Raw genomic sequence first — 23,418 nt, 5'->3', positions numbered from 1 at the left:
GTTTGCGGCGCTCACTTGAATCCGTACAAATTAACGGCGATAATTCGCCGATACAAGTAGTCACGTAAATCAATCCCTTCCTCGTCGGGCTTAACGACGCGGAGGGGATTTTTTTTCACCGATTTTACAAGAGGTCAGCACATGAGCACCTTAGGTCATCAATACGACAACTCCCTGGTTTCTAACGCCTTTGGTTTTTTGCGTCTGCCGATGAATTTCATGCCTTACGATAGCGATGCCGACTGGGTGATCACCGGCGTACCGTTTGATATGGCAACGTCTGGCCGCGCGGGCGGTCGCCATGGCCCGGCAGCAATCCGTCAGGTTTCCACTAATCTGGCGTGGGAGCATAACCGCTTCCCGTGGAACTTCGATATGCGCGAGCGCCTGAACGTGGTGGACTGCGGCGATCTGGTGTATGCGTTTGGCGATGCCCGTGAAATGAGTGAGAAACTGCAGGCGCATGCAGAGAAACTGCTTTCTGCAGGTAAGCGCATGCTTTCCTTCGGTGGCGACCACTTCGTCACGCTGCCGCTGCTGCGCGCGCACGCAAAGCACTTTGGTAAGATGGCGCTGGTGCATTTTGATGCCCACACCGACACCTACGCTAACGGCTGCGAATTCGACCACGGCACCATGTTCTATACTGCGCCAAATGAAGGGTTGATCGATCCGAACCACTCTGTACAGATTGGTATTCGCACTGAGTTCGACAAAGATAATGGCTTTACCGTACTGGATGCCTGCCAGGTGAACGATCGCAGCGTGGACGACGTCATCGCCCAGGTTAAGCAGATCGTCGGCGATATGCCGGTGTACCTGACCTTTGATATCGACTGCTTGGATCCTGCGTTTGCGCCGGGTACCGGTACGCCGGTAATCGGCGGTCTGACGTCCGATCGTGCGATCAAGCTGGTACGTGGTCTGAAGGATCTGAATATCGTGGGTATGGACGTGGTGGAAGTGGCGCCGGCTTACGATCAGTCTGAGATCACCGCGCTGGCGGCGGCGACGTTAGCACTGGAAATGCTGTATATTCAGGCGGCGAAGAAAGGCGAATAATAGTCGGACTATTTTACTCGTCATTTTGGGGCCGGGCAGTGCTCGCCATCCTCACGTACTACGTGTACGCTCCGGTGGCTGTGCGCTGGCCGGGCCCAAACTGACTTCGCCAATTACGTCCGATAATGGGATGAAATCTGTAGGCCGGATAAGGCTTCACGCCGCCATCCGGCACTGCTTGAAGATTACTTAATTCCGTCCGCGCTCATGCGATCGCGAATATGCTGCGCACGTTCGGCGGATGCCGGGTGATCGTCAAACATTGAGCTTTGACGTCCGGCTTCCAGTTTTGCCAGTTTCTCAAAGCTGGTGGCTAAGCCTGCCGGATTGATCCCGCGTTTGCGCAACAAATCATACGAGTAATCATCCGCTTCGGATTCCTGACGCTGGGAGAACTGTGAGTTCACCAGTTTCTCGCCAAGATCGCCCAATTGCGACTGCGACAGGCTGCCGACAATGCCGCCAGCGGAGGCCGCCGCTGCACGCACCGCGTTCGTGCCCAGCGCAACCTGCATGCCTTTTTTCACGTGACCCAACGCGACGTGGCCCATTTCGTGGCCGATCACCGCTTCGACTTCGTTATCCGTCATCATATCCATCAGGCCGCTGTATACACGGATACAGCCGTTCGCCATGGCAAAAGCATTTACATCTTTCGCCATATAGACTTTGTAGTTCACCGGCTGGCCGTTAATGTTATCGCCAAGCGCGGAGGCGATTTTGCCAAGACGCGTTGCATACTCGCTGCCAGCCGGGGCGATGGTAGCTTTGCTGTCCATATCATTACAGGCCTGATCGCTCAGCGCTTTTACCTGAGCATCGCTCAGGCTGTAGGCCTGAAAAGCCTCTGCGCCTGAGGAAAGCAGTCCGTTTGAGTCCATGTTCTGGCAGCCGGTCAATGCCGCTGCCATGCTCGTAGCAAGCAGTAAAGCGCGAATTTTCATTTTTTCTCTTCCGCACAAAGTCAAGATTATTCTAAAAAATGCGTCGTTTGCAGGTAAACCGACGCTCAGCATAAGTATAAAGAAAAGAACAATAAGCGGGCGAGAAGATTGCGCAACATGCGTGCATGATCCAGAGATTTCTGAAGCGGTAAAAGGATGCTCCATGTACATGACACGCGGCTTGGGTTACATTGTTGGCACTTTTTTCCGGCGTAGCCCAAAACGCGCTGTCGTCAAGTCGTTTAGGGCGTGGCCTTCATTATCCGATCTGGAGTCAAAATGTCCTCACGTAAAGAGCTTGCCAATGCTATTCGTGCGCTGAGCATGGACGCAGTACAGAAAGCCAAATCCGGTCACCCGGGTGCCCCGATGGGTATGGCTGACATTGCCGAAGTCCTGTGGCGTGATTTCCTGAACCACAACCCGACTAACCCGTCCTGGGCTGACCGTGACCGCTTCGTGCTGTCTAACGGCCACGGCTCCATGCTGATTTATAGCCTGCTGCACCTCACCGGTTATGACCTGCCGATGTCTGAGCTGCAGAATTTCCGTCAGTTGCATTCCAAAACACCGGGTCACCCGGAAGTGGGTTACACCGCAGGTGTTGAAACCACGACGGGTCCTCTGGGCCAGGGTATTGCGAACGCAGTCGGTATGGCTATCGCTGAAAAAACGCTGGCGGCGCAGTTTAACCGCCCAGGTCATGACATCGTTGACCACTTCACCTACGCTTTCATGGGCGACGGCTGCATGATGGAAGGTATCTCTCACGAGGTATGTTCTCTGGCCGGTACGCTGAAGCTGGGCAAACTGGTTGCGTTCTACGATGACAACGGCATCTCTATCGATGGTCACGTTGAAGGCTGGTTCACCGATGACACCGCTAAGCGTTTCGAAGCTTATGGCTGGCATGTGGTTCGTGGCGTTGATGGTCACGATGCTGATGCGATTAAACGCGCAGTCGAAGAAGCGCGCGCAGTGACCGACAAACCGTCTCTGCTGATGTGCAAAACCATTATCGGTTTCGGTTCTCCGAACAAAGCGGGTACCCATGACTCTCATGGTGCGCCGTTGGGCGATGCTGAAATCGCACTGACCCGCGAACAGCTGGGCTGGAAATACGCGCCGTTCGAAATCCCGTCTGAAATCTATGCTCAGTGGGATGCGAAAGAAGCAGGCCAGGCAAAAGAAGCTGCGTGGAATGAGAAGTTCGCTGCATATGCGAAAGCCTTCCCGCAGGAAGCGGCTGAATTCACCCGTCGTATGAAAGGTGACATGCCGGCTGATTTCGACGCGAAAGCGAACGAGTTCATTGCTAAGCTGCAGGCGAACCCATCCAAGATCGCCAGCCGTAAAGCGTCTCAGAACGCGATTGAAGCATTCGGTCCTCTGCTGCCGGAATTCCTTGGCGGCTCTGCTGACCTGGCACCTTCTAACCTGACTCTGTGGTCTGGTTCTAAAGCGATCAACGAAGATACCGCCGGTAACTACATCCATTACGGTGTGCGTGAATTCGGTATGACCGCTATCGCTAACGGTATCTCCCTGCACGGTGGTTTCCTGCCGTATACCTCTACCTTCCTGATGTTTGTAGAATATGCCCGTAACGCGGTGCGTATGGCTGCGCTGATGAAACAGCGTCAGGTGATGGTCTACACCCACGACTCCATCGGTCTGGGCGAAGATGGCCCGACTCACCAGCCGGTAGAGCAGGTTGCGTCTCTGCGTGTGACGCCAAACATGAGCACATGGCGTCCGTGTGACCAGGTCGAATCCGCCGTGGCGTGGAAATACGGTGTTGAGCGTCAGGACGGCCCGACCGCGCTGATCCTCTCCCGTCAGAACCTGGCACAGCAGGAACGTACCGAAGAGCAACTGGCGAACATCGCTCGCGGCGGCTACGTGCTGAAAGATTGCGCTGGTCAGCCGGAACTGATCTTCATTGCGACCGGTTCTGAAGTTGAGCTGGCTGTGGCTGCGTGGGACAAACTGACAGCTGAAGGCGTGAAGGCGCGCGTGGTTTCCATGCCGTCCACCGACGCGTTCGACAAACAGGATGCCGCTTACCGTGAATCCGTACTGCCGAAAGCCGTTTCTGCACGCGTGGCAATCGAAGCGGGGATTGCTGACTACTGGTTCAAATACGTGGGCCTGAACGGCGCTATCGTCGGCATGACCACTTTTGGCGAGTCTGCTCCGGCTGAGCTGCTGTTTGAAGAGTTCGGTTTCACCGTAGACAACGTTGTCGCGAAAGCAAAAGAACTGCTGTAATTACGGTTACAGATGAAAACGGGTCGCTTAGGCGGCCCGTTTTTTTTGGTACACTGATTGCGGCAGAAAAGTGTGTTAAGCATTTTATCTTTCATCTATTTTTCATTTAATATAAGTGTCCGGCTGAATCTATTATATTTTGTCGATAAAAACTGACGTGAATGCACTGGTTTTTTGTGCGTTTTCATAAATTTGAAATACATTTCAAATTAAATGCATTCATTGCATTTATTATTTGAGTCGGTCTGTATTGAATTTTAATTATTCCGTCTTTTAAGTTCATTTTTATCAATGTCTTTATATTAAGGGAGTATAATGAATATTAAACACGTTAGCGCCGCTTTTCTCCTGTTCTGCGCTGCAGCCGTGGAGGCTGCACCTCAAGTAATTGCACATCGAGGAGGGACCGGGGATGCGCCAGAAAATACCTTACCCGCTATTGAAAAAGCGTTGAATAACCATGCTGATGCCATCTGGATAACCGTCCAGCTAAGTAAGGATGGTGTGCCTGTGTTGTATCGTCCTTCCGATCTTAGCAGCCTGACAAATTTAAAAGGCAAGGTCTCTGAATTTACCGCCGAGCAGCTAGCGAAAGCCGATGCGGCCATTAATTTTGGTACCCCTGACTCCCCTTATCGTAATAAAAATATCGGTATTCCCACGTTGAAACAGGCGCTAACGCGCTGGCCAGATACGTTCTTCTATCTGGATATAAAATCCCCGGATGCAGTACCGGCCGATATTGCCAATGCAATCCACCGCGTTTTGAGCAGCAGCAAGGCGCTACAACGTACGCGTATCTATTCGACGGATTCACGCTTTTTAGCGGCGCTGCCTCCGGATGTGGCCCGTTTCGAAAGCCGGGATATAACGCGTACGTTACTGGCCAATGTTACCATGGGTCACCTGTGCGGAATTACTGCCGAAGATTCTCGGGAGCGCTGGTATGGCCTGGAGCTTCAGAGCCAGGTTGAGGTGGTTGAAAAATTCACGCTGGGAGAGGGGCGCTCTAAAGCTACAATGCGCTGGGATGACGAAGCGATGTCCTGCTTCCGTTCACAGCCGGGCGCACATATCATTCTACTTGGCATCAACGATGCCGAGAGCTACCAGCAGGCTGTGAAACTTGGAGCTGACGGCGTTCTCGTCAATTCTCCATTGATGATTGCCGGGTTGAAATAGCGGTTGTAGGCAATAAGCCATCCGGGGGGAACATTATTCCATCGGATGGCGAGCGTTATTATGACGCTGAGGCAGTTTTAATGGGTGTGTTGCGGTAAAAATGTGACATAAGTCAGATAACTGCGTTCTGTCGCTGGACAATCATTCCTTTTATTCCGCGTTTCGCTTATTCTAGCTGAAGCGTTTCAGTCGATTAAATGTTCGACAATTAACCAATTAGTCGCAGTTTGCGACAGGTAAGGTTTCCCTGAGCGATTTGCTGCATTACTCTGTCTGCCACATCGTTTCTGAGAAATCCTTGCAGGAGACCTATGACCGTACGCGTAGCGATTAATGGTTTCGGTCGCATCGGACGCAACGTGGTTCGTGCTTTGTATGAATCCGGGCGTCGGGCGGAAATCACCGTGGTGGCAATCAACGAACTGGCGGATGCTGCAGGCATGGCGCATTTGTTGAAATATGACACCAGCCATGGGCGTTTTGCCTGGGATGTTCGTCAGGAACGTGACCAGCTCATCGTTGGTGATGACGCGATCCGCATTTTGCATGAGCGAACGCTTGACGCGCTGCCATGGCGTGAACTGGGTGTTGACGTTGTGCTGGATTGTACGGGCGTCTTCGGTAACCGCGAACACGGCGAGGCGCATATTGCCGCCGGTGCAAAAAAAGTGCTCTTTTCACATCCTGGCAGTCCCGACATCGACGCAACGGTTGTATTTGGCGTTAATCAGGATCAGCTGCGCGCTGAGCACCGAATTGTATCCAACGCCTCCTGCACCACGAATTGTATAATTCCCGTCATTAAATTGCTGGATGATGCTTACGGCATTGAGTCTGGTACCGTTACAACGATCCACTCTGCGATGCACGATCAGCAGGTGATTGATGCCTATCATCCTGACCTGCGTCGTACGCGAGCGGCCAGCCAGTCAATTATTCCGGTTGATACCAAACTGGCGGCGGGTATTACGCGAATTTTTCCGCAATTTAACGATCGTTTTGAAGCGATCGCGGTGCGTGTACCGACCATAAATGTGACGGCGATCGACTTAAGCGTGACGGTGAAAAAACCGGTAAAAGCCAGCGAAGTCAACCAGTTGCTGCAAAAAGCAGCACAAGGTGCATTTCATGGTATAGTTGACTATACGGAATTACCGTTGGTCTCTGTAGATTTTAACCATGACCCGCACAGCGCCATCGTTGATGGTACGCAAACGCGCGTGAGTGGTGCTCACCTGATCAAGACTCTGGTCTGGTGTGATAATGAATGGGGCTTTGCTAACCGTATGCTCGACACAACGTTAGCGATGGCTGCTATTGGTTTCAGGCTCGACGCTTGAGCGTCGACAAAACTTTAAGTATCAACGAGAGGATTCACCATGTCTGTAATTAAGATGACCGATCTGGATCTGGCTGGTAAACGCGTTTTTATCCGTGCCGACCTGAACGTACCAGTTAAAGAAGGGAAAGTAACCAGCGACGCGCGTATCCGTGCTTCCCTGCCGACCATCGAACTGGCCCTGAAGCAGGGTGCTAAAGTGATGGTAACTTCCCACCTGGGTCGTCCTACCGAAGGCGAGTACAACGAAGAATTCTCTCTGCTGCCGGTTGTTAACTACCTGAAAGACAAACTGTCTGCTCCGGTTCGCCTGGTAAAAGATTATCTGGACGGCGTTGAAGTCGCTGCCGGTGAGCTGGTGGTCCTGGAAAACGTTCGCTTCAACAAAGGCGAGAAGAAAGACGACGAAGTTCTGTCCAAAAAATATGCGGCGCTGTGCGACGTATTCGTCATGGATGCTTTCGGTACGGCTCACCGTGCGCAGGCTTCTACCCACGGTATCGGCAAATTCGCTGATGTAGCTTGCGCGGGTCCGCTGCTGGCTGCTGAGCTGGACGCGCTGGGCAAAGCGCTGAAAGAACCGGCTCGTCCGATGGTTGCTATCGTTGGTGGTTCTAAAGTTTCTACCAAACTGACCGTTCTGGACTCCCTGTCTAAAATCGCTGACCAGTTGATCGTTGGCGGCGGTATCGCGAACACCTTCGTTGCCGCTCAAGGCCACAACGTCGGTAAATCCCTGTACGAAGCCGACCTGGTTGACGAAGCTAAGCGTCTGCTGACCACTTGCGATATCCCGGTTCCGACCGACGTTCGCGTAGCGACTGAGTTCTCCGAAACTGCGCCGGCGACGCTGAAATCCGTTAGCGACGTGAAAGAAGACGAGCAGATCCTGGATATCGGCGACGCTTCTGCACAGCAGCTGGCTGAAATCCTGAAGAATGCGAAAACCATTCTGTGGAACGGCCCGGTTGGCGTGTTCGAATTCCCGAACTTCCGTAAAGGTACTGAAATCGTTGCTAACGCTATCGCAGACAGCGAAGCGTTCTCCATCGCGGGCGGCGGCGATACCCTGGCAGCAATCGACCTGTTCGGCATTGCTGACAAAATCTCCTACATCTCCACTGGCGGCGGCGCTTTCCTCGAATTCGTGGAAGGTAAAGTATTGCCAGCAGTAGCGATGCTCGAAGAGCGCGCTAAAAAGTAAGCATTTAATGGGCAGGGTAACCTGCCCAATTATTAGCGCGCTTTAGAGCGCGCGCCCTTTCCAAGGCCGAAGATACAGGACTCGCAACATGTCTAAAATTTTTGATTTCGTAAAACCAGGCGTAATCACTGGTGATGACGTACAGAAAGTTTTCCAGGTAGCTAAAGAAAACAACTTTGCTCTGCCAGCTGTTAACTGCGTTGGTACCGACTCCATCAACGCCGTACTGGAAACCGCTGCAAAAGTTAAAGCGCCGGTAATCGTACAGTTCTCCAACGGTGGTGCTTCTTTCATCGCGGGTAAAGGCGTGAAGTCCGACGTGCCTCAGGGCGCTGCAATCCTGGGTGCTATCTCTGGCGCGCATCACGTTCACCAGATGGCTGAACACTACGGTGTTCCGGTTATCCTGCACACTGACCACTGCGCGAAGAAACTGCTGCCGTGGATCGACGGTCTGCTGGACGCGGGTGAAAAACACTTCGCAGCAACCGGCAAACCGCTGTTCTCTTCTCACATGATCGACCTGTCTGAAGAGTCTCTGGAAGAGAACATCGAAATCTGCTCCAAATACCTGGCGCGCATGTCCAAAATGGGCATGACCCTGGAAATCGAACTGGGTTGCACCGGTGGCGAAGAAGACGGCGTGGACAACAGCCACATGGACGCTTCCGCACTGTACACCCAGCCGGAAGACGTTGATTATGCGTACACCGAGCTGAGCAAAATCAGCCCGCGTTTCACCATCGCCGCTTCCTTCGGTAACGTACACGGCGTTTACAAGCCGGGTAACGTGGTTCTGACCCCGACCATCCTGCGCGACTCTCAGGACTATGTTTCTAAGAAACATAACCTGCCGCACAACAGCCTGAACTTCGTCTTCCACGGCGGTTCCGGTTCTACTGCTCAGGAAATCAAAGACTCCGTAAGCTACGGCGTAGTGAAAATGAACATCGATACCGATACCCAATGGGCGACCTGGGAAGGTGTTCTGAACTACTACAAAGCAAACGAAGCTTACCTGCAGGGCCAGCTGGGTAACCCGAAAGGCGAAGATCAGCCGAACAAGAAATACTACGATCCGCGCGTTTGGCTGCGTGCTGGTCAGACAAGCATGATCACCCGTCTGGAACAGGCTTTCAAAGAACTGAACGCGGTTGACGTTCTGTAATTTACGCCGTTCTACGTGACATGAGGCCCGCCAATGCGGGCCTTTTTTATTGCCATTTCAACAGGCTGCTGGCAGAGATTTCTGTGGTCTGTTTGGCAAAAATCAGGTTTATTGTTTACTCTTGTCAGATTGCCAGTCCCGGCGGGGCGGCTTTATTTTTTCCCATTTGGGTAAGCAAAAAAGGAATAGTGAATGGAAGATTTGAATGTTGTCGACAGCATAAACGGGGCGGGCACCTGGCTGGTCCGCAATCAGGAACTGCTGTTGAGCTATGCCGTCAACATCGTTGCGGCCATCGCCATTGTTATCATCGGTATGATTGTGGCGCGTATCGTATCAAACACCGTTAACCGTCTGATGGTGTCGCGGAAAATTGATGCAACGGTTGCCGATTTTCTCTCCGCACTGGTGCGCTACGGTATTATCGCTTTCACGCTGATTGCCGCGCTGGGCCGCGTAGGGGTGCAAACCGCCTCCGTGATCGCCGTTCTCGGTGCCGCAGGTTTAGCCGTGGGTCTGGCGCTGCAAGGTTCGCTGTCCAACCTTGCCGCAGGCGTGCTGTTGGTGATGTTCCGTCCGTTCCGCGCGGGTGAGTATGTAGACCTCGGCGGCGTAGCGGGAACCGTACTTAACGTGCAGATTTTCTCTACCACCATGCGTACCGTAGACGGTAAGATTGTGGTGATCCCAAACGGTAAAATCATTGCCGGGAACATCATTAACTTCTCTCGCGAACCGGTTCGTCGTAACGAATTCATTATCGGCGTGGCCTACGATTCCGATATCGATCAGGTGAAGAAAATCCTCACCGATATCATCCAATCCGACGAGCGCATCCTTAAAGATCGTGAAATGACGGTGCGCCTGAATGAACTGGGCGCTTCTTCGATTAATTTCGTTGTACGCGTCTGGAGCAACAGCAGCGATCTGCAAAGCGTCTATTGGGACGTACTGGAGCGTATTAAGCGCGAGTTTGACGCCAACGGCATCAGCTTCCCGTATCCGCAGATGGATGTGAACTTCAAGCGTGTGAAAGAGAACGCGGCAGAGTAATCTTTTTCTGCACCACGGTGCCGGATGGCGCTTCGCTTATCCGGCCTGGTCAGATTTCTATACTGTAGGCCGGAGAAGGCGTTAGCTGCTATCCGGCAAAATATCCTCTCATTAATTTCTCTAATCTACGATTAATATTATCAATTTCCGCTAATGATTCTCCCGCGCTATAGTCTGCTCCTAAGAGAAATAGTTCGGGATGAGTAACGTGTTATCTTATTATTTTCAAGGGCTTGCGCTTGGCGCGGCCATGATACTACCGCTTGGTCCGCAAAACGCCTTTGTAATGAACCAGGGCATTCGTCGCCAGTATCACATCATGATTGCATTACTCTGTGCCATCAGCGATCTGGTGCTGATTTGCGCGGGGATTTTTGGCGGTAGCGCCTTGCTGATGCAGTCACCGTGGCTGATGGCGCTGGTCACCTGGGGGGGAGTGGCGTTTCTACTCTGGTACGGTTTCGGTGCGTTAAAAACGGCGATGAGCAGTAATCTGGAACTGGCCAGCGCTGAAGTAATGAAGCAGGGGCGCTGGAAAATCATCGCCACTATGCTGGCGGTGACCTGGCTTAACCCACACGTTTATCTGGATACCTTTGTGGTGTTGGGGAGTCTCGGAGGCCAACTGGACGTTGAACCTAAGCGCTGGTTTGCGTTGGGTACCGTCAGCGCCTCGTTCCTGTGGTTCTTTGGTCTGGCATTGCTGGCGGCCTGGCTGGCGCCGCGTCTGCGCACTGCTAAAGCACAGCGCATCATCAATATCTTAGTAGGATTAGTGATGTGGTTTATCGCTTTTCAACTGGCAAAAGAAGGTGTTACGCATGTTCATGCGCTGTTCAACTAAGTGTTGTCTGATGGACAACGCAGCGAGATCGGCTAAGCTTGCCTGCATGTGCCCTGAGTTTCGGGGTAATTAATGAAACATGGAGGAACGACCGTGAAGTTCAAAATAATGGCTCTGGCGGCATTAGTCGGATTCAGCGCACTATCGGTACAGGCAAATGAGTTGCCAAACGGACCGCACATCGTGACTTCCGGAACGGCAAGCGTGGATGCAACGCCTGATATCGCCACCCTGGCGATTGAAGTCAATGTTGCTGCGAAGGATGCGGCTTCAGCGAAGAAGCAAGCCGATGAGCGCGTGGCGCAATATCTGTCCTTCCTTGAGCAGAATCAGATAGCGAAGAAAGACATTAGCGCTGCCAACCTGCGTACGCAGCCGGACTACGATTACCAGAACGGCAAAAGCATCCTCAAAGGTTATCGTGCGGTGCGTACCGTTGAAGTGACGCTGCGTCAGCTGGACAAACTCAACGCTCTGCTTGATGGCGCGCTAAAGGCTGGTCTGAATGAGATCCGTTCGGTATCGCTTGGCGTCGCCCAACCGGATGCCTACAAAGATAAGGCGCGTAAAGCGGCAATTGATGATGCAATTCATCAGGCTGAACAGCTGGCAGCGGGCTTTAACAGCAAACTGGGACCCGTTTATAGTGTGCGCTACCACGTGTCCAATTATCAGCCGAGCCCGATGGTACGGATGATGAAAGCAGATGCAGCGCCTGCGGCATCTGCTCAGGAAACCTACGAACAGCCGGTTATTCAGTTTGACGATCAGGTTGATGTGGTCTTCCAGATTGAACCGACTGCGGGGCAGCCGGCAGCAACACCTGCCAAAACCCAGTAATCTTTTCAAACCCGGCCTTCCAGCCGGGTTTTTTCTGTGAGCAACTGTAAAAATGAGATCTCACATCCAGTCTTTTTTTTCGCCGTAATGAGGATAGGCCATAGCGATTTTTAAGGGGACGCTATGGATATTTTTATCTCGAAAAAGATGCGTAATTTCATTCTGCTGGCGCAAACCAATAACATCGCCAGAGCGGCAGAAAAAATCCATATGACCGCATCGCCTTTCGGTAAAAGCATTGCCGCACTGGAAGATCAAATCGGCTATACGCTGTTTACCCGCAAAGATAACAACATCAGCCTGAATAAAGCCGGGCAGGAGCTCTATCAGAAACTGTTCCCTGTTTATCAGCGTCTCTCTGCTATTGATAACGAAATCCATAACGCCTCTCGCCGCTCGCGAGAAATCGTCATCGGCATCGACAATACCTATCCAACGATTATTTTCGACCAGTTGATTAGCCTTGGCGACAAGTACGATGGCGTGACGGCTCAGGCCATTGAATTCAGCGAGAATGGGGTGATCGATAACCTGTTCGATCGGAAACTGGATTTTATTATCTCACCGCAGCACGTTTCCCCTCGCGTGCAGGAACTGGAAAATCTGGCGATTAGCGAGTTGTCTCCGCTGCGTCTGGGGTTTCTCGTTTCCCGGCGCTACGAAGAAAAACAGCCGCATGAGCTGCTACGTGAGCTGCCATGGCTGCAAATGCGCTTCCAGAATCGCGCCAACTTTGAGGCGATGCTCGATGCTTACATGCGGCCCTGCGGAATTCATCCGACGATTATCTACCGTCCGTACAGCTTTATGGCCAAGATTAGCGCGGTGGAGCGTGGGCAGTTTTTGACGGTGATCCCCCATTTTGCCTGGCGGCTGGTTAACCCCTCGACGTTGAAATATTTTGATGCGCCCGGCAGCCCTATGTATATGCAGGAATTTCTCTATTCGCTGAAAAACCATCGTTATACCGCCACGATGCTTCAGCATATTGCTGAAGATCGTGAGGGTACGGCAAGTTAAACGAGCATCGATCCGGTTTCGATCAGGTTACGATGCAGATCGAACGCATGGCTGAGATCGTGATGGATATGCCCGCCGGGCGCTCGTTCCAGATAACGGTGCAGGTAGTCCCGATACAGAGGATGCGCACAGTTATCGATAATCGTGTGCGCCCGCTGCATCGGAGATAACCCACGCAGATCGGCAATTCCCTGTTCGGTAACGATCACTTTGACGCTATGTTCGCTGTGATCGACATGGCTGCACATCGGTACGATGGTGGAGATTTTCCCGCCTTTGGCAATCGACGGCGCCATAAAGATCGACAGGTAGGCGTTGCGCTCGAAATCGCCGCTGCCGCCAATGCCATTCATCAGGTTCACACCTGCTACGTGTGTGGAATTGGCATGACCGTAGATGTCAAACTCCAGACCGACATTGAGCGCAATGACGCCCAGCCGACGAATGATTTCCGGGTTATTGGAAATCTCCTGCGGGCGCAGCACAATCCGGCTGGCGAAGAAGTCCATGTTGTCATAAATCTTCTGCAGCGATGGGGCTGAAATGGTCAAACTGGAGGCGCTGGCGCCGGTTATCTTGCCCGTTTCCAGCAGATGCACTACAGATTCTTGCAACACCTCGGAATACATCATAAAGGGTGGAATATCCGGGTTCTCGCCCAGTCGCGCCATTACTGCGTTGTTGATATTGCCCACGCCGCTTTGTAAGGGCAGGAATTCCGCTGGGATGCGTTTGTGCGCCATTTCCGCCAGCAGAAATGTCACCACGTTATCGGCAATTTGCTGGCTGACCGGGTTGCTTTTATCCGCGGCATTTCCGGCATCGGGTAGTTCGGTATCCACGACCGCGATAATTTTTTTCGGGTCTATCTGCACACACTGGCTGCCCACGCGATCCATGGTGTGAAAAATCGGCACGCTGTTTCGCCGCGGCGGCGCGCCGGGTATCACAATGTCGGCAAACTCCGCCACGCGCGGGTTATGGTAATGATTCAGTTCGATAATCACCTTTTTCGCCCGCAGCAGCCAGGTCGGCGCGTTGCCGATGCCGCTGGTAAGCCAAATCCGACCATCTGGCGCAATGGCGGAGGCTTCAATGACGGCAACATCGATCTCGCCAAAAAAGCCATAATTGACCATTTGCGCCACTTCGCTCAAATGGAGATCGACAAACCTCACCTGACCCTGATTAATTTTCTCGCGCAGGCCCGATGATGTTTGATAGGGAGCCCGCCAGGAAACGGCATCCGCCGCGGATAACGCATCATCAGCGGCAGCGCCAATTGAAGCTCCTGTCAGCAGGCGGATTTGAAAAGGTTGCCCGACCTGATGCCGTTCGCAGGCGAGTTGAGCAATTGCGTTAGGTAATGCTTTTGGCGAACCCGCAGGGGTAAAGCCGCTGAATGCCACCATATCGTCGTGCTGGATAATTTCTGCCGCTTCTTCGGCACTCATCCGTTTCATGGCCGTCTCCTTCCTCGGGCGTGATTAATGGCCGACAAAATTGGGTTTACGTTTTTCCATAAACGCGTTCATCCCTTCCTGATAATCCTCGCTGTCGTACACCGCGCGGCGCATGCCCTGAATACGCTCAAATTCGTCTGAGTTCATGGTGTGCGCTTCGCCCAGCACGCGCAGTTCTTCTTTAATGACGGCGATGGCCAGCGGCGCTTTCTCCGAGATGTGGTGCGCCATTTGCAGAGTGAAATCCTCCAGTTCGTCGACAGGAACCACATGGTTGAGGATCCCGACGGCCATCGCACGCTGAGCGGTAATCGGCGAGGCGGTAAAGATCAGCTCTTTCACGATGTGGAATCCAGCATCGCGGGTCAGGTTGTGGATGCCGACCAGGTTATACGGTACCCCGAGGTTGACCGGTGTCATCGAGAAGGTAGAGGTTTCAGCGGCGATGATGAGATCGGAACTCATGATCATCTCAAACGCGCCGCCCCAGACGCTGCCTTCGACCATGGAGATCACCGGTTTTGGATATTTTTGGATCATGCGGGTGATCTGGCGCAGCGGATCGTCATAGGAGAGCGGATCGCGACGTCCGGAGGGGAGTTCATGAATATCATGTCCGGCAGAGAACACTTTGGCCCCGCTCGGGGCGCGCAAAATGATGCAGCGAATTTCCGGACGATTAAGATCGCTCAGCGCCTGCATCAGATCGTCGATAAACACTTTGCTCAGCGCATTGAGCTTGCGGGCGTAATTGAACTCAATGACCGCGACTTTCTGGATGATGACTACGTTGACGTATTGATAAGACATAATGTTCTCTTCATTCAAAGTAATGATGCTGGATAAATTCACTAATGTGACGCAGACCGGTACGCGGCGAAAGGTCGTTATTTTTGACGGCCTGCAGCGTCTGCTGGAAATAACGGTCGAAATCAGTCCGGGTAAACAGCAGATGCAAAGCTTCTTCTTCAGCCTGCTTGTGTAACCAGTCCACCGCTTGCTGCTGGCGGACTTTTTCCAGTCGACCGCTGACGGTAAGGCACGTTTTAAAGTCAGTTATCGCCTGCCAAATCTCCTCGATGCCACGTTTTTCCAGAGCGCTACAGGCCAGAACCTGCGGCTGCCACTCGTCATACTTGCGGCGCAGAATATGCAGGGCGGATTCGTACATATGGCGGGCGATGGCAACCTGGTTACGGTTATCACCGTCGTCCTTGTTGATGACGACCAGATCCGCCATCTCCATCAGGCCCTTTTTGATGCCCTGCAAATCGTCGCCACCGCCGGCAATTTGCAGTGAGATAAAGCAATCCACCATGCCGGCGACTTCAGTTTCTGACTGCCCGACGCCGACGGTTTCCACAATCACTACGTCAAAGCCCGCCGCCTCGCACAACAGCATTAATTCACGGGCACGCTGGCTGGCGCCGCCTAAATGACCGCTGGAAGGAACCGGGCGAATAAATGCCGATTCTGCGCGGGACAGTTCCGTCATCCGGGTTTTATCGCCAAGAATGCTGCCGCCGCTAACGGGACTACTGGGATCGACCGCAATCACTGCCACCCGTAATCCCCGACGGATCAACAGCATACCGAACGCCTCCAGAAAGGTGCTTTTGCCCGCGCCCGGCGTGCCAGTGATGCCCAGACGCAGCGCGTTACCGGTGAACGGCATTATCGCGTCCAGCAATTGCGTACTCAGTGGCTGGTGGCGCGGGTGGCTGCTCTCAACCAGCGTCATCGCCTGGGCAAGCGTGGCCCGTTCACCGCGCCGCAAGCGTCGGACGGCATCGTCAAGCGTGGCGGCGTTAATCATGATGCTGGCTGATCCGGGTCAATACATCGCGGACGCTGTCGAGCATTGGCGTGCCGGGGCCATAAATGGCTGCCACGCCATGCTCGTACAGGAAGGCGTAGTCCTGTGGTGGTATTACACCGCCTGCCACCACGCAGATATCTGCGCGTCCCCAGCCTTTGAGCGCCGTGACCAGTTCAGGGATCAGCGTCTTATGCCCTGCAGCCAGTGACGATGCGCCTATGACATGTACATCGTTTTCTACCGCCAGACGGGCGATCTCTTCTGGCGTGGAGAACATCGGACTGAGATCGACGTCGAAGCCGAGATCGGAGTAGGCGCTGGCGATCACTTTCGCGCCGCGATCGTGACCATCCTGGCCCATCTTGGCGATCAGGATCCGAGGTCGGCGACCATTTTCCGCGAGGAACTGTTCGGTTTGCGCAACAATGGCGTCGAACTCATTGGCGGATTTGTCGGACTGGTGATAGCTTTGCGCAATCACGCCGGTGACGCACTGGCTGGGAACCAGATAGCGGTCAAAAGCGGCTTCCAGCGCGTCGGAGATCTCACCGAGCGTGGCGCGAACGCGGGCGGCGTTAACGGCGGCGGTCAGCAGATTTTCATTATGCTGCGCGGCGTGGGTCAGCGCCGTTAGCGCGGCGTTGACGGCATCATTGTCGCGAGTGGCGCGGATATGCTGTAGTGAAGCAATCTGTTCGTTGCGCACTTTCACGTTGTCGATTTCCAGTACCGACGTTTCGTCTTCTTTATCCAGCTTGTACTTGTTCACGCCAACGATGACGCGTTTGCCCTGGTCTATCAGCGACTGCTCGCGCGCCGAAGCTTCTTCGATCATCCGTTTGGGGAGTCCAGCTTCAATCGCCTTCGCCATGCCGCCCGCTTCATCAATTTGTTTAATGATCGTGCGCGCCTGCTTCACGATTTGATCGGTCAATGATTCGACGTAGTACGATCCGGCCAGCGGATCGACGGTGCGGCAGATCTCTGACTCCTCCTGAATAATGATCTGTGTATTACGCGCGATGCGAGCAGAGAAATCGGTGGGCAGACCGAGCGCTTCATCAAAGGCGTTGGTGTGCAGCGACTGGGTACCGCCAAGCGTGGCGCCGAGTGCTTCAATGGTTGTGCGGATCACGTTGTTGTAGGGATCCTGTTCGGTCAGACTCCAGCCGGAGGTCTGGCAGTGGGTACGCAGAGCGAGAGATTTCGGGTTGGTTGCGCCAAAACCGCTGACGGCTTCACTCCACAAATAGCGAGCCGCGCGCAGCATGGCGACGTTCATAAACAGATCCATGCCGATACCGAAGAAGAATGACAGACGCGGGGCGAAGTCATCAATTTTCAGCCCGGCAGACAGTGCGGCTTTGATGTACTCAATGCCGTCAGCCAGCGTAAACGCTACCTGCTGGACGCAGTTCGCTCCGGCTTCCCCCATGTGATAACCGCTGATACTGATGGTGTTATAGCGCGGCATATTGGCGGAGCACCAGGCGATGATGTCGGCGATGATGCGCATTGAAGGTTTTGGTGGATAGATGTAGGTGTTGCGGCACAGATACTCTTTCAGAATATCGTTCTGAATGGTCCCGGTGAGCTGTTCCGGCGTTACGCCTTGCTCCTCAGCCGCGACGATATAAAACGCCAGGACCGGCAGCACCGCGCCGTTCATCGTCATCGACACCGACATCTTATCCAGCGGGATCTGATCAAACAGCACCTTCATATCTTCGACGGTATCGATCGCCACGCCCGCTTTGCCGACATCGCCCGCCACGCGCGGGTTGTCAGAGTCATAGCCGCGGTGGGTGGCAAGGTCAAAGGCAACGGAAAGTCCTTTTTGTCCGGCGGCGAGGTTGCGACGGTAAAAGGCGTTGGATTCTTTGGCGGTAGAGAAACCGGCATACTGGCGGATGGTCCACGGCTGCGCGGTATACATGGTGGCGCGTGGGCCGCGCACGTAAGGCGGCAGGCCGGGCAGGGTGCCCGTGACTTCCAGATTATCGAGGTCAGCCTCGGTGTACAGCGGCTTGATGACAATCCCTTCCGCCGTCTGTCTTTCCAGCGACTCAACGGTTTTTTCCCGTCGACTGAGTTCTTTATTGGCAAGTGTTTGCCACTCTTGCACGTTAGCCATTTTTTGCTCCGTATTACGCAATAAGTTGAATCTTTACGAGATACGGTGAGCTTTTTCATTTGGCTTGTCGCCAGCAAAAAATAGCCAACAGGGCGTCGTTTTTTGCCGCGTGGTATGTTTTATTTTGTGATGTATTTCAAAGACGTGGCGGGAATAACATGAAAAAGCGGTAAGAGGGGGTAGGCCGGATAAGGCGTTACGCCGCCATCCGGCACTCAGAGGCTACAAACAGTTTAATCCTGACGCAGTACGTTGTGACCGTAAGCCAGCAGCGCGTCGGTAACGTTGCGCATCATGCGGCTTTCCGGCGCAAAACGGTGCCAGTACAACATCCGACGCTGGAACAGGCCCGGCGTCAAGTCGATGAGCTCACCGCTTTCCAGCTCTTTTTCTATCTGTAAGTGCGGGATCATGCAGCAGGTCGTGCCCTGACGGGCCAACTGGACGAAGGCTTCTGATGAGTTAACGATATGGCAAGGCACGCTGCCTGGCGGCAGATCGAAGTTTTGTTGCAGGAACGCCTGATGCATATCATCAAGATGGTCAAACGCGACCGCCGGGGCTTTCAGCAGGGCAGAGCGAGTGACGCCGTTCGGGAAATAGCGCTCGGCGAACGCTTTTGAACCCACAAACAGGTAATCCAGCGCGCCAAGTTTATCCACCAGACAGCTTGGCAGCGCCTGATGTTGAATACTCACCGCACCGACCACTTCACCACGGCGCAGACGTTCCTGCGTTCGCGTTTCATCCTCAACCTGCAGGTTCAGGCGAATTGGCGAATTAGCCAGTACCGGGGCCAGCGCCGGAAGCAACCAGGTCGCCAGACTGTCGGCGTTTACCGCCAGCGAAAGCAGCAGCGGCGTGGAGCCAGTTTGCTCATCACCCAGCCACTCATCTTCCAGCAGTTCAACCTGGCGTAAGAGCGCCAGGAGTTTCTGCCCTTGTTCAGTAGGGCGAGGCGGTACGGTACGCACCAGCAGCGGCTGTCCGAACATATTCTCAAGCTGTTTTATGCGCTGTGAAACGGCGGATTGCGTGATGCACAGCTTTTGCGCCGCGCGCTCAAATCCTCGTTCACGAATAACCGCATCCAGTGCTTGTAGTGTTCTGTAGTCCGGACGTTTCATTGCTTTGGCGCACTCCTGAAATTTTTGCTTGTTCTGCACTATGACACAAATTTGGGTTGGGTAAAGACGAAATCAGCCACCCGGGAGCGGGTGTGGGGACATTTTTCTGCACAATGTTCTATAATGCGCGTGAATTTTCCCACCATATTCACACCACAGGCGAAACGATCATGACGCAGGATGAACTGAAAAAAGCAGTAGGATGGGCGGCACTTCAGTATGTACAGCCCGGTACCATTGTGGGCGTAGGTACAGGTTCAACAGCCGCACACTTTATTGATGCGCTGGGCACAATGAAAGGTCAGATTGAAGGCGCGGTGTCCAGTTCTGACGCCTCGACCGAAAAACTCAAAAGCCTTGGCATCCACGTGTTCGATCTTAACGAAGTGGACAGCCTCGGCGTCTACGTTGACGGTGCAGATGAAATCAACGGCCATATGCAGATGATTAAAGGCGGTGGCGCAGCGTTGACCCGTGAAAAAATCATTGCTTCCGTGGCGAAGAAATTTATTTGCATCGCTGACGCGTCCAAAGAAGTCGATATTCTCGGTAACTTCCCGTTGCCGGTAGAAGTTATCCCAATGGCGCGTAGCGCAGTGGCTCGCCAGTTGGTGAAGCTGGGCGGTCGCCCTGAATACCGTCAGGGCGTGGTAACTGACAATGGTAACGTGATCCTTGACGTGCATGGTCTGGAAATCCTCGACGCTATCGCGCTGGAAAACGCCATTAATGCGATTCCGGGCGTGGTAACCGTAGGTTTGTTCGCTAACCGTGGTGCGGATGTCGCGCTGATCGGTACCCCAGACGGCGTGAAAACTATCGTAAAATGATCTGATGGGAGCGTCTTCTCCCGTTAAAAAAATTTTGGCAGGGCAAATTTGGTGACTTGTGTCACGTTTACAATATTGCCCTGCCGATCTCTCCAAAGAAAAAGTTATCGCCAGTATTTTCCTCTGACATTTCCCGCTGAATGACATTTCCTCAGCATGACGACGCAAACGTTCATATTGCTGCAATATTATTTTTTGATATGTTGAAGAGGCGGATGAAAATCCCACACACAACACATCAGATTGGACAAAAAAGACAGGGTCGGGGAAATGGCAAAGGTATCACTGGAGAAAGATAAGATTAAATTTCTGCTGGTAGAAGGCGTGCACCAAAAAGCACTCGAGAGCCTTCGTGCAGCAGGTTATACCAACATCGAGTTTCACAAAGGCGCTCTGGACACCGAACAACTGAAAGAGTCCATCCGTGATGCTCACTTCATTGGCCTGCGATCCCGTACCCATCTGACTGAAGATGTAATTGCCGCCGCAGAAAAACTGGTCGCGATTGGTTGCTTCTGCATCGGCACCAACCAGGTTGATCTTAGCGCTGCGGCAAAGCGCGGGATCCCGGTGTTTAACGCGCCATTCTCTAACACACGTTCCGTTGCTGAACTGGTGATTGGCGAACTGCTGCTACTGCTACGCGGCGTACCAGAAGCGAATGCCAAAGCGCACCGCGGCGTGTGGAATAAACTGGCTACTGGCTCTTTTGAAGCGCGTGGCAAAAAACTGGGGATCATCGGCTACGGGCACATCGGTACTCAGTTAGGCATTCTGGCGGAATCGCTGGGGATGCATGTCTATTTCTATGATATTGAAAATAAACTTCCGCTGGGTAACGCCACGCAGGTTCAGCATCTTTCCGATCTGCTCAATATGAGCGACGTGGTGAGCCTGCACGTGCCGGAAAATGCCTCTACCAAAAACCTGATGGGCGCGCGTGAGATTTCGCTGATGAAACCGGGCGCGCTGCTGATTAACGCCGCACGCGGTACGGTGGTTGATATTCCTGCGTTGTGCGACGCGTTAGCGACCAAACATCTTGCAGGGGCGGCAATTGACGTGTTCCCAACCGAACCGGCAACGAACAGCGATCCGTTCACTTCGCCGCTGTGTGATTTCGACAACGTGATCCTGACGCCGCATATTGGTGGTTCCACGCTGGAAGCACAGGAAAATATCGGTCTGGAAGTGGCGGGGAAACTGATCAAGTATTCCGACAACGGCTCCACGCTGTCTGCGGTTAACTTCCCGGAAGTTTCGCTGCCGCTGCACGGTGGTCGTCGTTTGATGCACATTCACGAAAACCGTCCTGGCGTTCTGACCGCGCTGAACCAGATTTTTGCCGAGCAGGGCGTCAACATTGCCGCGCAGTATCTGCAGACTTCCGCGCAGGTAGGTTATGTGGTTATCGATATTGAAGCGGATGAAGATGTGGCGGAAAAAGCGCTGCTGGCGATGAAAGCCCTTCCGGGAACCATTCGCGCCCGTCTGCTGTACTAATTTCCTCTAAATGGGCAGGCGATGACCTGCCCATCTTTCCTCTGATTTCCCTGCCTCAAAATTTCTTTCTGTAACGTATACATTCTGTTTTCGAGCCTTGCCGCAATTGGCAACTAAAGGCAGTGCTGCGTGTTGTACAGCACTAAAAGAAATTTACGATAGGGGCTCAGCATCGCGCTGAAACGGGAAAGCCCCTACCGAAGCAGGGGCTCTAAAAAGGAAAGGGACGATGATGAGATACGTCATCATGCTGCTGATCCTGTTAATCATCGCTTGCCCAGCATATTAACAGAGAGTACGCAGGAGGGAGGTTCGCCTCCCTCACCCTTCACCGAGGAATTTAGGTCAAAAAAACGGCGCTGTCAATCGGCAAAAAACGGCTACCACTGCCAAATTTTGGATGGTGTCACCACCGTAGGCAGTGGGATATCCCACTCTTCGACAGGCAGCTTTTCCACTAACTGGCAATCATGCGCGTAGCCCACGGGCTGGATCTTATGCTGCTGCCAGTTTTGCAACGTACGGTCATAAAATCCGCCGCCCATGCCCAGGCGCTGCCCGTCTTCATCAAACGCGACTAACGGCGTAACCAGTACATCCAGCTTTGCCAGTGGCAATACGTCGCGGACATCAAGTCGCGGCTCCTGGATCTTTAAGCGGTTGGTCACCAGCGCACTCTGCGGATGATAGTGCAGGAACAGCAGGTTGCCAGGGCTGAAGGGATGAAGAACCGGAAGGTAGACGCGCTTACCCGCTCGCCACAGCTGTTCGATCAGCGGTTGGGTGTCGAGTTCGCCATCGAAAGAGAGAAACACCGCTACGGTATGGGCAAGAACAACAGGGGGAAAACTGAGCATTCTGGTCGCGGCTTGCTGACCAAATTGTTGTTGCTGATCGCTGGTAAGCGCACGGCGACGCTGACGAATCAGTGTGCGTATTTCTTGTCGAGATAAAGGGAGTTCAGAAAGTAGTGTCATGGCTGTTGCCAGGTAGAAGGGAATCTCCGAGATGCCGCCGCAGGCTGTAACCCTTGAACCCTTGGTTCAAGGTGAATGTGTCGTCACAGTTTTAAGGCTTCTCGGACGGGCCGAGCATGCTCACCAACCGTGGAGCGCCACATTCTTGTGGTATGAAATATCGGCTCAGGGGACTGGCCCGCTTGCAAACATCTCAGAGAAATTTTGTCTTCACGGTCACTCTACCACAGTAAACCGAAAAGTGTTATTCAAAGTTTTGGCCCGTTTTTTCGGTTATGCGACCCTGATCAAGCAACGCTTGTTCGATGGTCTGTTGCAGCATCCGAATACGTTGTTCCATGCTCGCCGCGTACTCACGCGTCTTCGCTTTTTCCTGAGTTAATTCATAGCTGATGTTCAACGCGGCGATGAAAACCAACTGCTCAGTATTTGTGACTCTAGTGCGAACTTTCAGATCTTGCAATCGCTGATTGAGATCGTCCGCAGCCTGATTCAACGCATCCCTTTGTTCAGGCGGGCAATTCACTCGCAGTGAACGGCCAAATATTTGGATATCGACGGGTTGTGCAGACATGCCACCTTCCTGCTGATTGACTGCGCTGCCTTCGTCTCCAGACCTTGGGTCCGCGAAGGGGCGA

Annotated in this window: 20 protein-coding genes and 1 other RNA gene; 12 read left to right on the top strand and 9 right to left on the bottom strand. The window is 53.3% G+C overall.

Annotated features, from left to right (window positions below):
* The first annotated feature begins 141 nt into the window (after positions 1–141).
* On the top strand, positions 142–1,062 hold the full coding sequence (gene speB / locus FOB24_RS20995; RefSeq protein WP_150345412.1) for an agmatinase: 921 nt from the start codon (positions 142–144) through the stop codon (positions 1,060–1,062).
* Between the two features lie 185 nt (positions 1,063–1,247).
* On the opposite strand, the gene loiP is transcribed toward speB, so the two are convergent.
* Positions 1,248–2,006, bottom strand: coding sequence for a metalloprotease LoiP (loiP, locus tag FOB24_RS20990; RefSeq protein WP_038633572.1), 759 nt, complete (start codon positions 2,004–2,006; stop codon positions 1,248–1,250).
* A gap of 279 nt (positions 2,007–2,285) precedes the next feature.
* Between loiP and tkt the strand changes: the two genes are divergently transcribed.
* From tkt to srsR, 9 genes are all read left to right on the top strand, one after another.
* Positions 2,286–4,277, top strand: a complete 1,992-nt coding sequence (gene tkt / locus FOB24_RS20985; RefSeq protein ID WP_085048755.1) for a transketolase — start codon at positions 2,286–2,288, stop codon at positions 4,275–4,277.
* A 315-nt stretch (positions 4,278–4,592) separates the two neighbouring features.
* Entirely contained in the window at positions 4,593–5,459 is an 867-nt protein-coding gene (locus tag FOB24_RS20980) for a glycerophosphodiester phosphodiesterase family protein (RefSeq protein ID WP_150345411.1), read from the top strand.
* 311 nt (positions 5,460–5,770) lie between these two features.
* Positions 5,771–6,799, top strand: a complete 1,029-nt coding sequence (gene epd / locus FOB24_RS20975) for an erythrose-4-phosphate dehydrogenase (RefSeq protein WP_038633548.1) — start codon at positions 5,771–5,773, stop codon at positions 6,797–6,799.
* Between the two features lie 39 nt (positions 6,800–6,838).
* Positions 6,839–8,002, top strand: a complete 1,164-nt coding sequence (gene pgk, locus FOB24_RS20970; protein ID WP_038633545.1) for a phosphoglycerate kinase — start codon at positions 6,839–6,841, stop codon at positions 8,000–8,002.
* Between the two features lie 88 nt (positions 8,003–8,090).
* Positions 8,091–9,170, top strand: coding sequence for a class II fructose-bisphosphate aldolase (gene fbaA / locus FOB24_RS20965; protein ID WP_038633542.1), 1,080 nt, complete (start codon positions 8,091–8,093; stop codon positions 9,168–9,170).
* Between the two features lie 192 nt (positions 9,171–9,362).
* The gene (locus tag FOB24_RS20960; RefSeq protein ID WP_038633539.1) at positions 9,363–10,223 is read left to right on the top strand and encodes a small-conductance mechanosensitive channel MscS; all 861 of its coding nucleotides are present in this window, start codon (positions 9,363–9,365) and stop codon (positions 10,221–10,223) included.
* 208 nt (positions 10,224–10,431) lie between these two features.
* On the top strand, positions 10,432–11,067 hold the full coding sequence (gene argO / locus FOB24_RS20955; RefSeq protein WP_038642859.1) for an arginine exporter ArgO: 636 nt from the start codon (positions 10,432–10,434) through the stop codon (positions 11,065–11,067).
* Between the two features lie 93 nt (positions 11,068–11,160).
* The gene (locus FOB24_RS20950; protein WP_003027002.1) at positions 11,161–11,907 is read left to right on the top strand and encodes an oxidative stress defense protein; all 747 of its coding nucleotides are present in this window, start codon (positions 11,161–11,163) and stop codon (positions 11,905–11,907) included.
* Positions 11,908–12,030: 123 nt separating this feature from the next.
* Entirely contained in the window at positions 12,031–12,927 is an 897-nt protein-coding gene (gene srsR, locus FOB24_RS20945) for a LysR family transcriptional regulator SrsR (RefSeq protein ID WP_038633537.1), read from the top strand.
* On the opposite strand, the gene FOB24_RS20940 is transcribed toward srsR, so the two are convergent.
* The 5 genes from FOB24_RS20940 to argP form a co-directional block, all read right to left on the bottom strand.
* Positions 12,924–14,390: an acetyl-CoA hydrolase/transferase family protein gene (locus FOB24_RS20940; protein WP_150345410.1), complete on the bottom strand. Its 1,467-nt coding sequence runs from the start codon at positions 14,388–14,390 to the stop codon at positions 12,924–12,926. The two genes, srsR and FOB24_RS20940, sit on opposite strands and share 4 nt — an antisense overlap.
* A 24-nt stretch (positions 14,391–14,414) precedes the next feature.
* Complete coding sequence (scpB, locus tag FOB24_RS20935) at positions 14,415–15,200, bottom strand: methylmalonyl-CoA decarboxylase (protein ID WP_032940464.1); 786 nt, start codon at positions 15,198–15,200, stop codon at positions 14,415–14,417.
* Between the two features lie 10 nt (positions 15,201–15,210).
* A complete protein-coding gene (gene meaB / locus FOB24_RS20930; RefSeq protein ID WP_038633531.1) occupies positions 15,211–16,206 on the bottom strand; it encodes a methylmalonyl Co-A mutase-associated GTPase MeaB in 996 nt (331 codons plus the stop codon).
* Positions 16,199–18,343 (bottom strand): methylmalonyl-CoA mutase, encoded by a 2,145-nt coding sequence (gene scpA, locus FOB24_RS20925; RefSeq protein WP_085048757.1) that lies wholly within the window; start codon positions 18,341–18,343, stop codon positions 16,199–16,201. The genes meaB and scpA overlap by 8 nt, the downstream gene beginning before the upstream one ends.
* 233 nt (positions 18,344–18,576) lie before the next feature.
* Positions 18,577–19,470 (bottom strand): DNA-binding transcriptional regulator ArgP, encoded by an 894-nt coding sequence (gene argP, locus FOB24_RS20920; protein WP_032940465.1) that lies wholly within the window; start codon positions 19,468–19,470, stop codon positions 18,577–18,579.
* A gap of 170 nt (positions 19,471–19,640) precedes the next feature.
* Here argP and rpiA point away from each other — a divergent pair, with 170 nt between their 5' ends.
* Complete coding sequence (rpiA, locus tag FOB24_RS20915; RefSeq protein ID WP_016154364.1) at positions 19,641–20,300, top strand: ribose-5-phosphate isomerase RpiA; 660 nt, start codon at positions 19,641–19,643, stop codon at positions 20,298–20,300.
* A gap of 270 nt (positions 20,301–20,570) precedes the next feature.
* A complete protein-coding gene (gene serA / locus FOB24_RS20910; protein ID WP_006686878.1) occupies positions 20,571–21,803 on the top strand; it encodes a phosphoglycerate dehydrogenase in 1,233 nt (410 codons plus the stop codon).
* 380 nt (positions 21,804–22,183) lie between these two features.
* Here serA and FOB24_RS20905 read toward each other — a convergent pair whose 3' ends face one another.
* The 3 genes from FOB24_RS20905 to zapA form a co-directional block, all read right to left on the bottom strand.
* Positions 22,184–22,780: a 5-formyltetrahydrofolate cyclo-ligase gene (locus FOB24_RS20905; protein WP_150345409.1), complete on the bottom strand. Its 597-nt coding sequence runs from the start codon at positions 22,778–22,780 to the stop codon at positions 22,184–22,186.
* Positions 22,781–22,799: 19 nt separating this feature from the next.
* Positions 22,800–22,983: non-coding RNA, 6S RNA (gene ssrS, locus FOB24_RS20900), on the bottom strand.
* A 41-nt stretch (positions 22,984–23,024) separates the two neighbouring features.
* Positions 23,025–23,354: a cell division protein ZapA gene (zapA, locus tag FOB24_RS20895; protein WP_003026980.1), complete on the bottom strand. Its 330-nt coding sequence runs from the start codon at positions 23,352–23,354 to the stop codon at positions 23,025–23,027.
* Positions 23,355–23,418 lie beyond the last annotated feature (64 nt).

The organism is Citrobacter werkmanii, assembly GCF_008693645.1.
Classification (GTDB): domain Bacteria; phylum Pseudomonadota; class Gammaproteobacteria; order Enterobacterales; family Enterobacteriaceae; genus Citrobacter; species Citrobacter werkmanii.
Note: the sequence above shows the minus strand (reverse complement) of the source record. Positions and strands in the feature narration are given on the sequence as shown.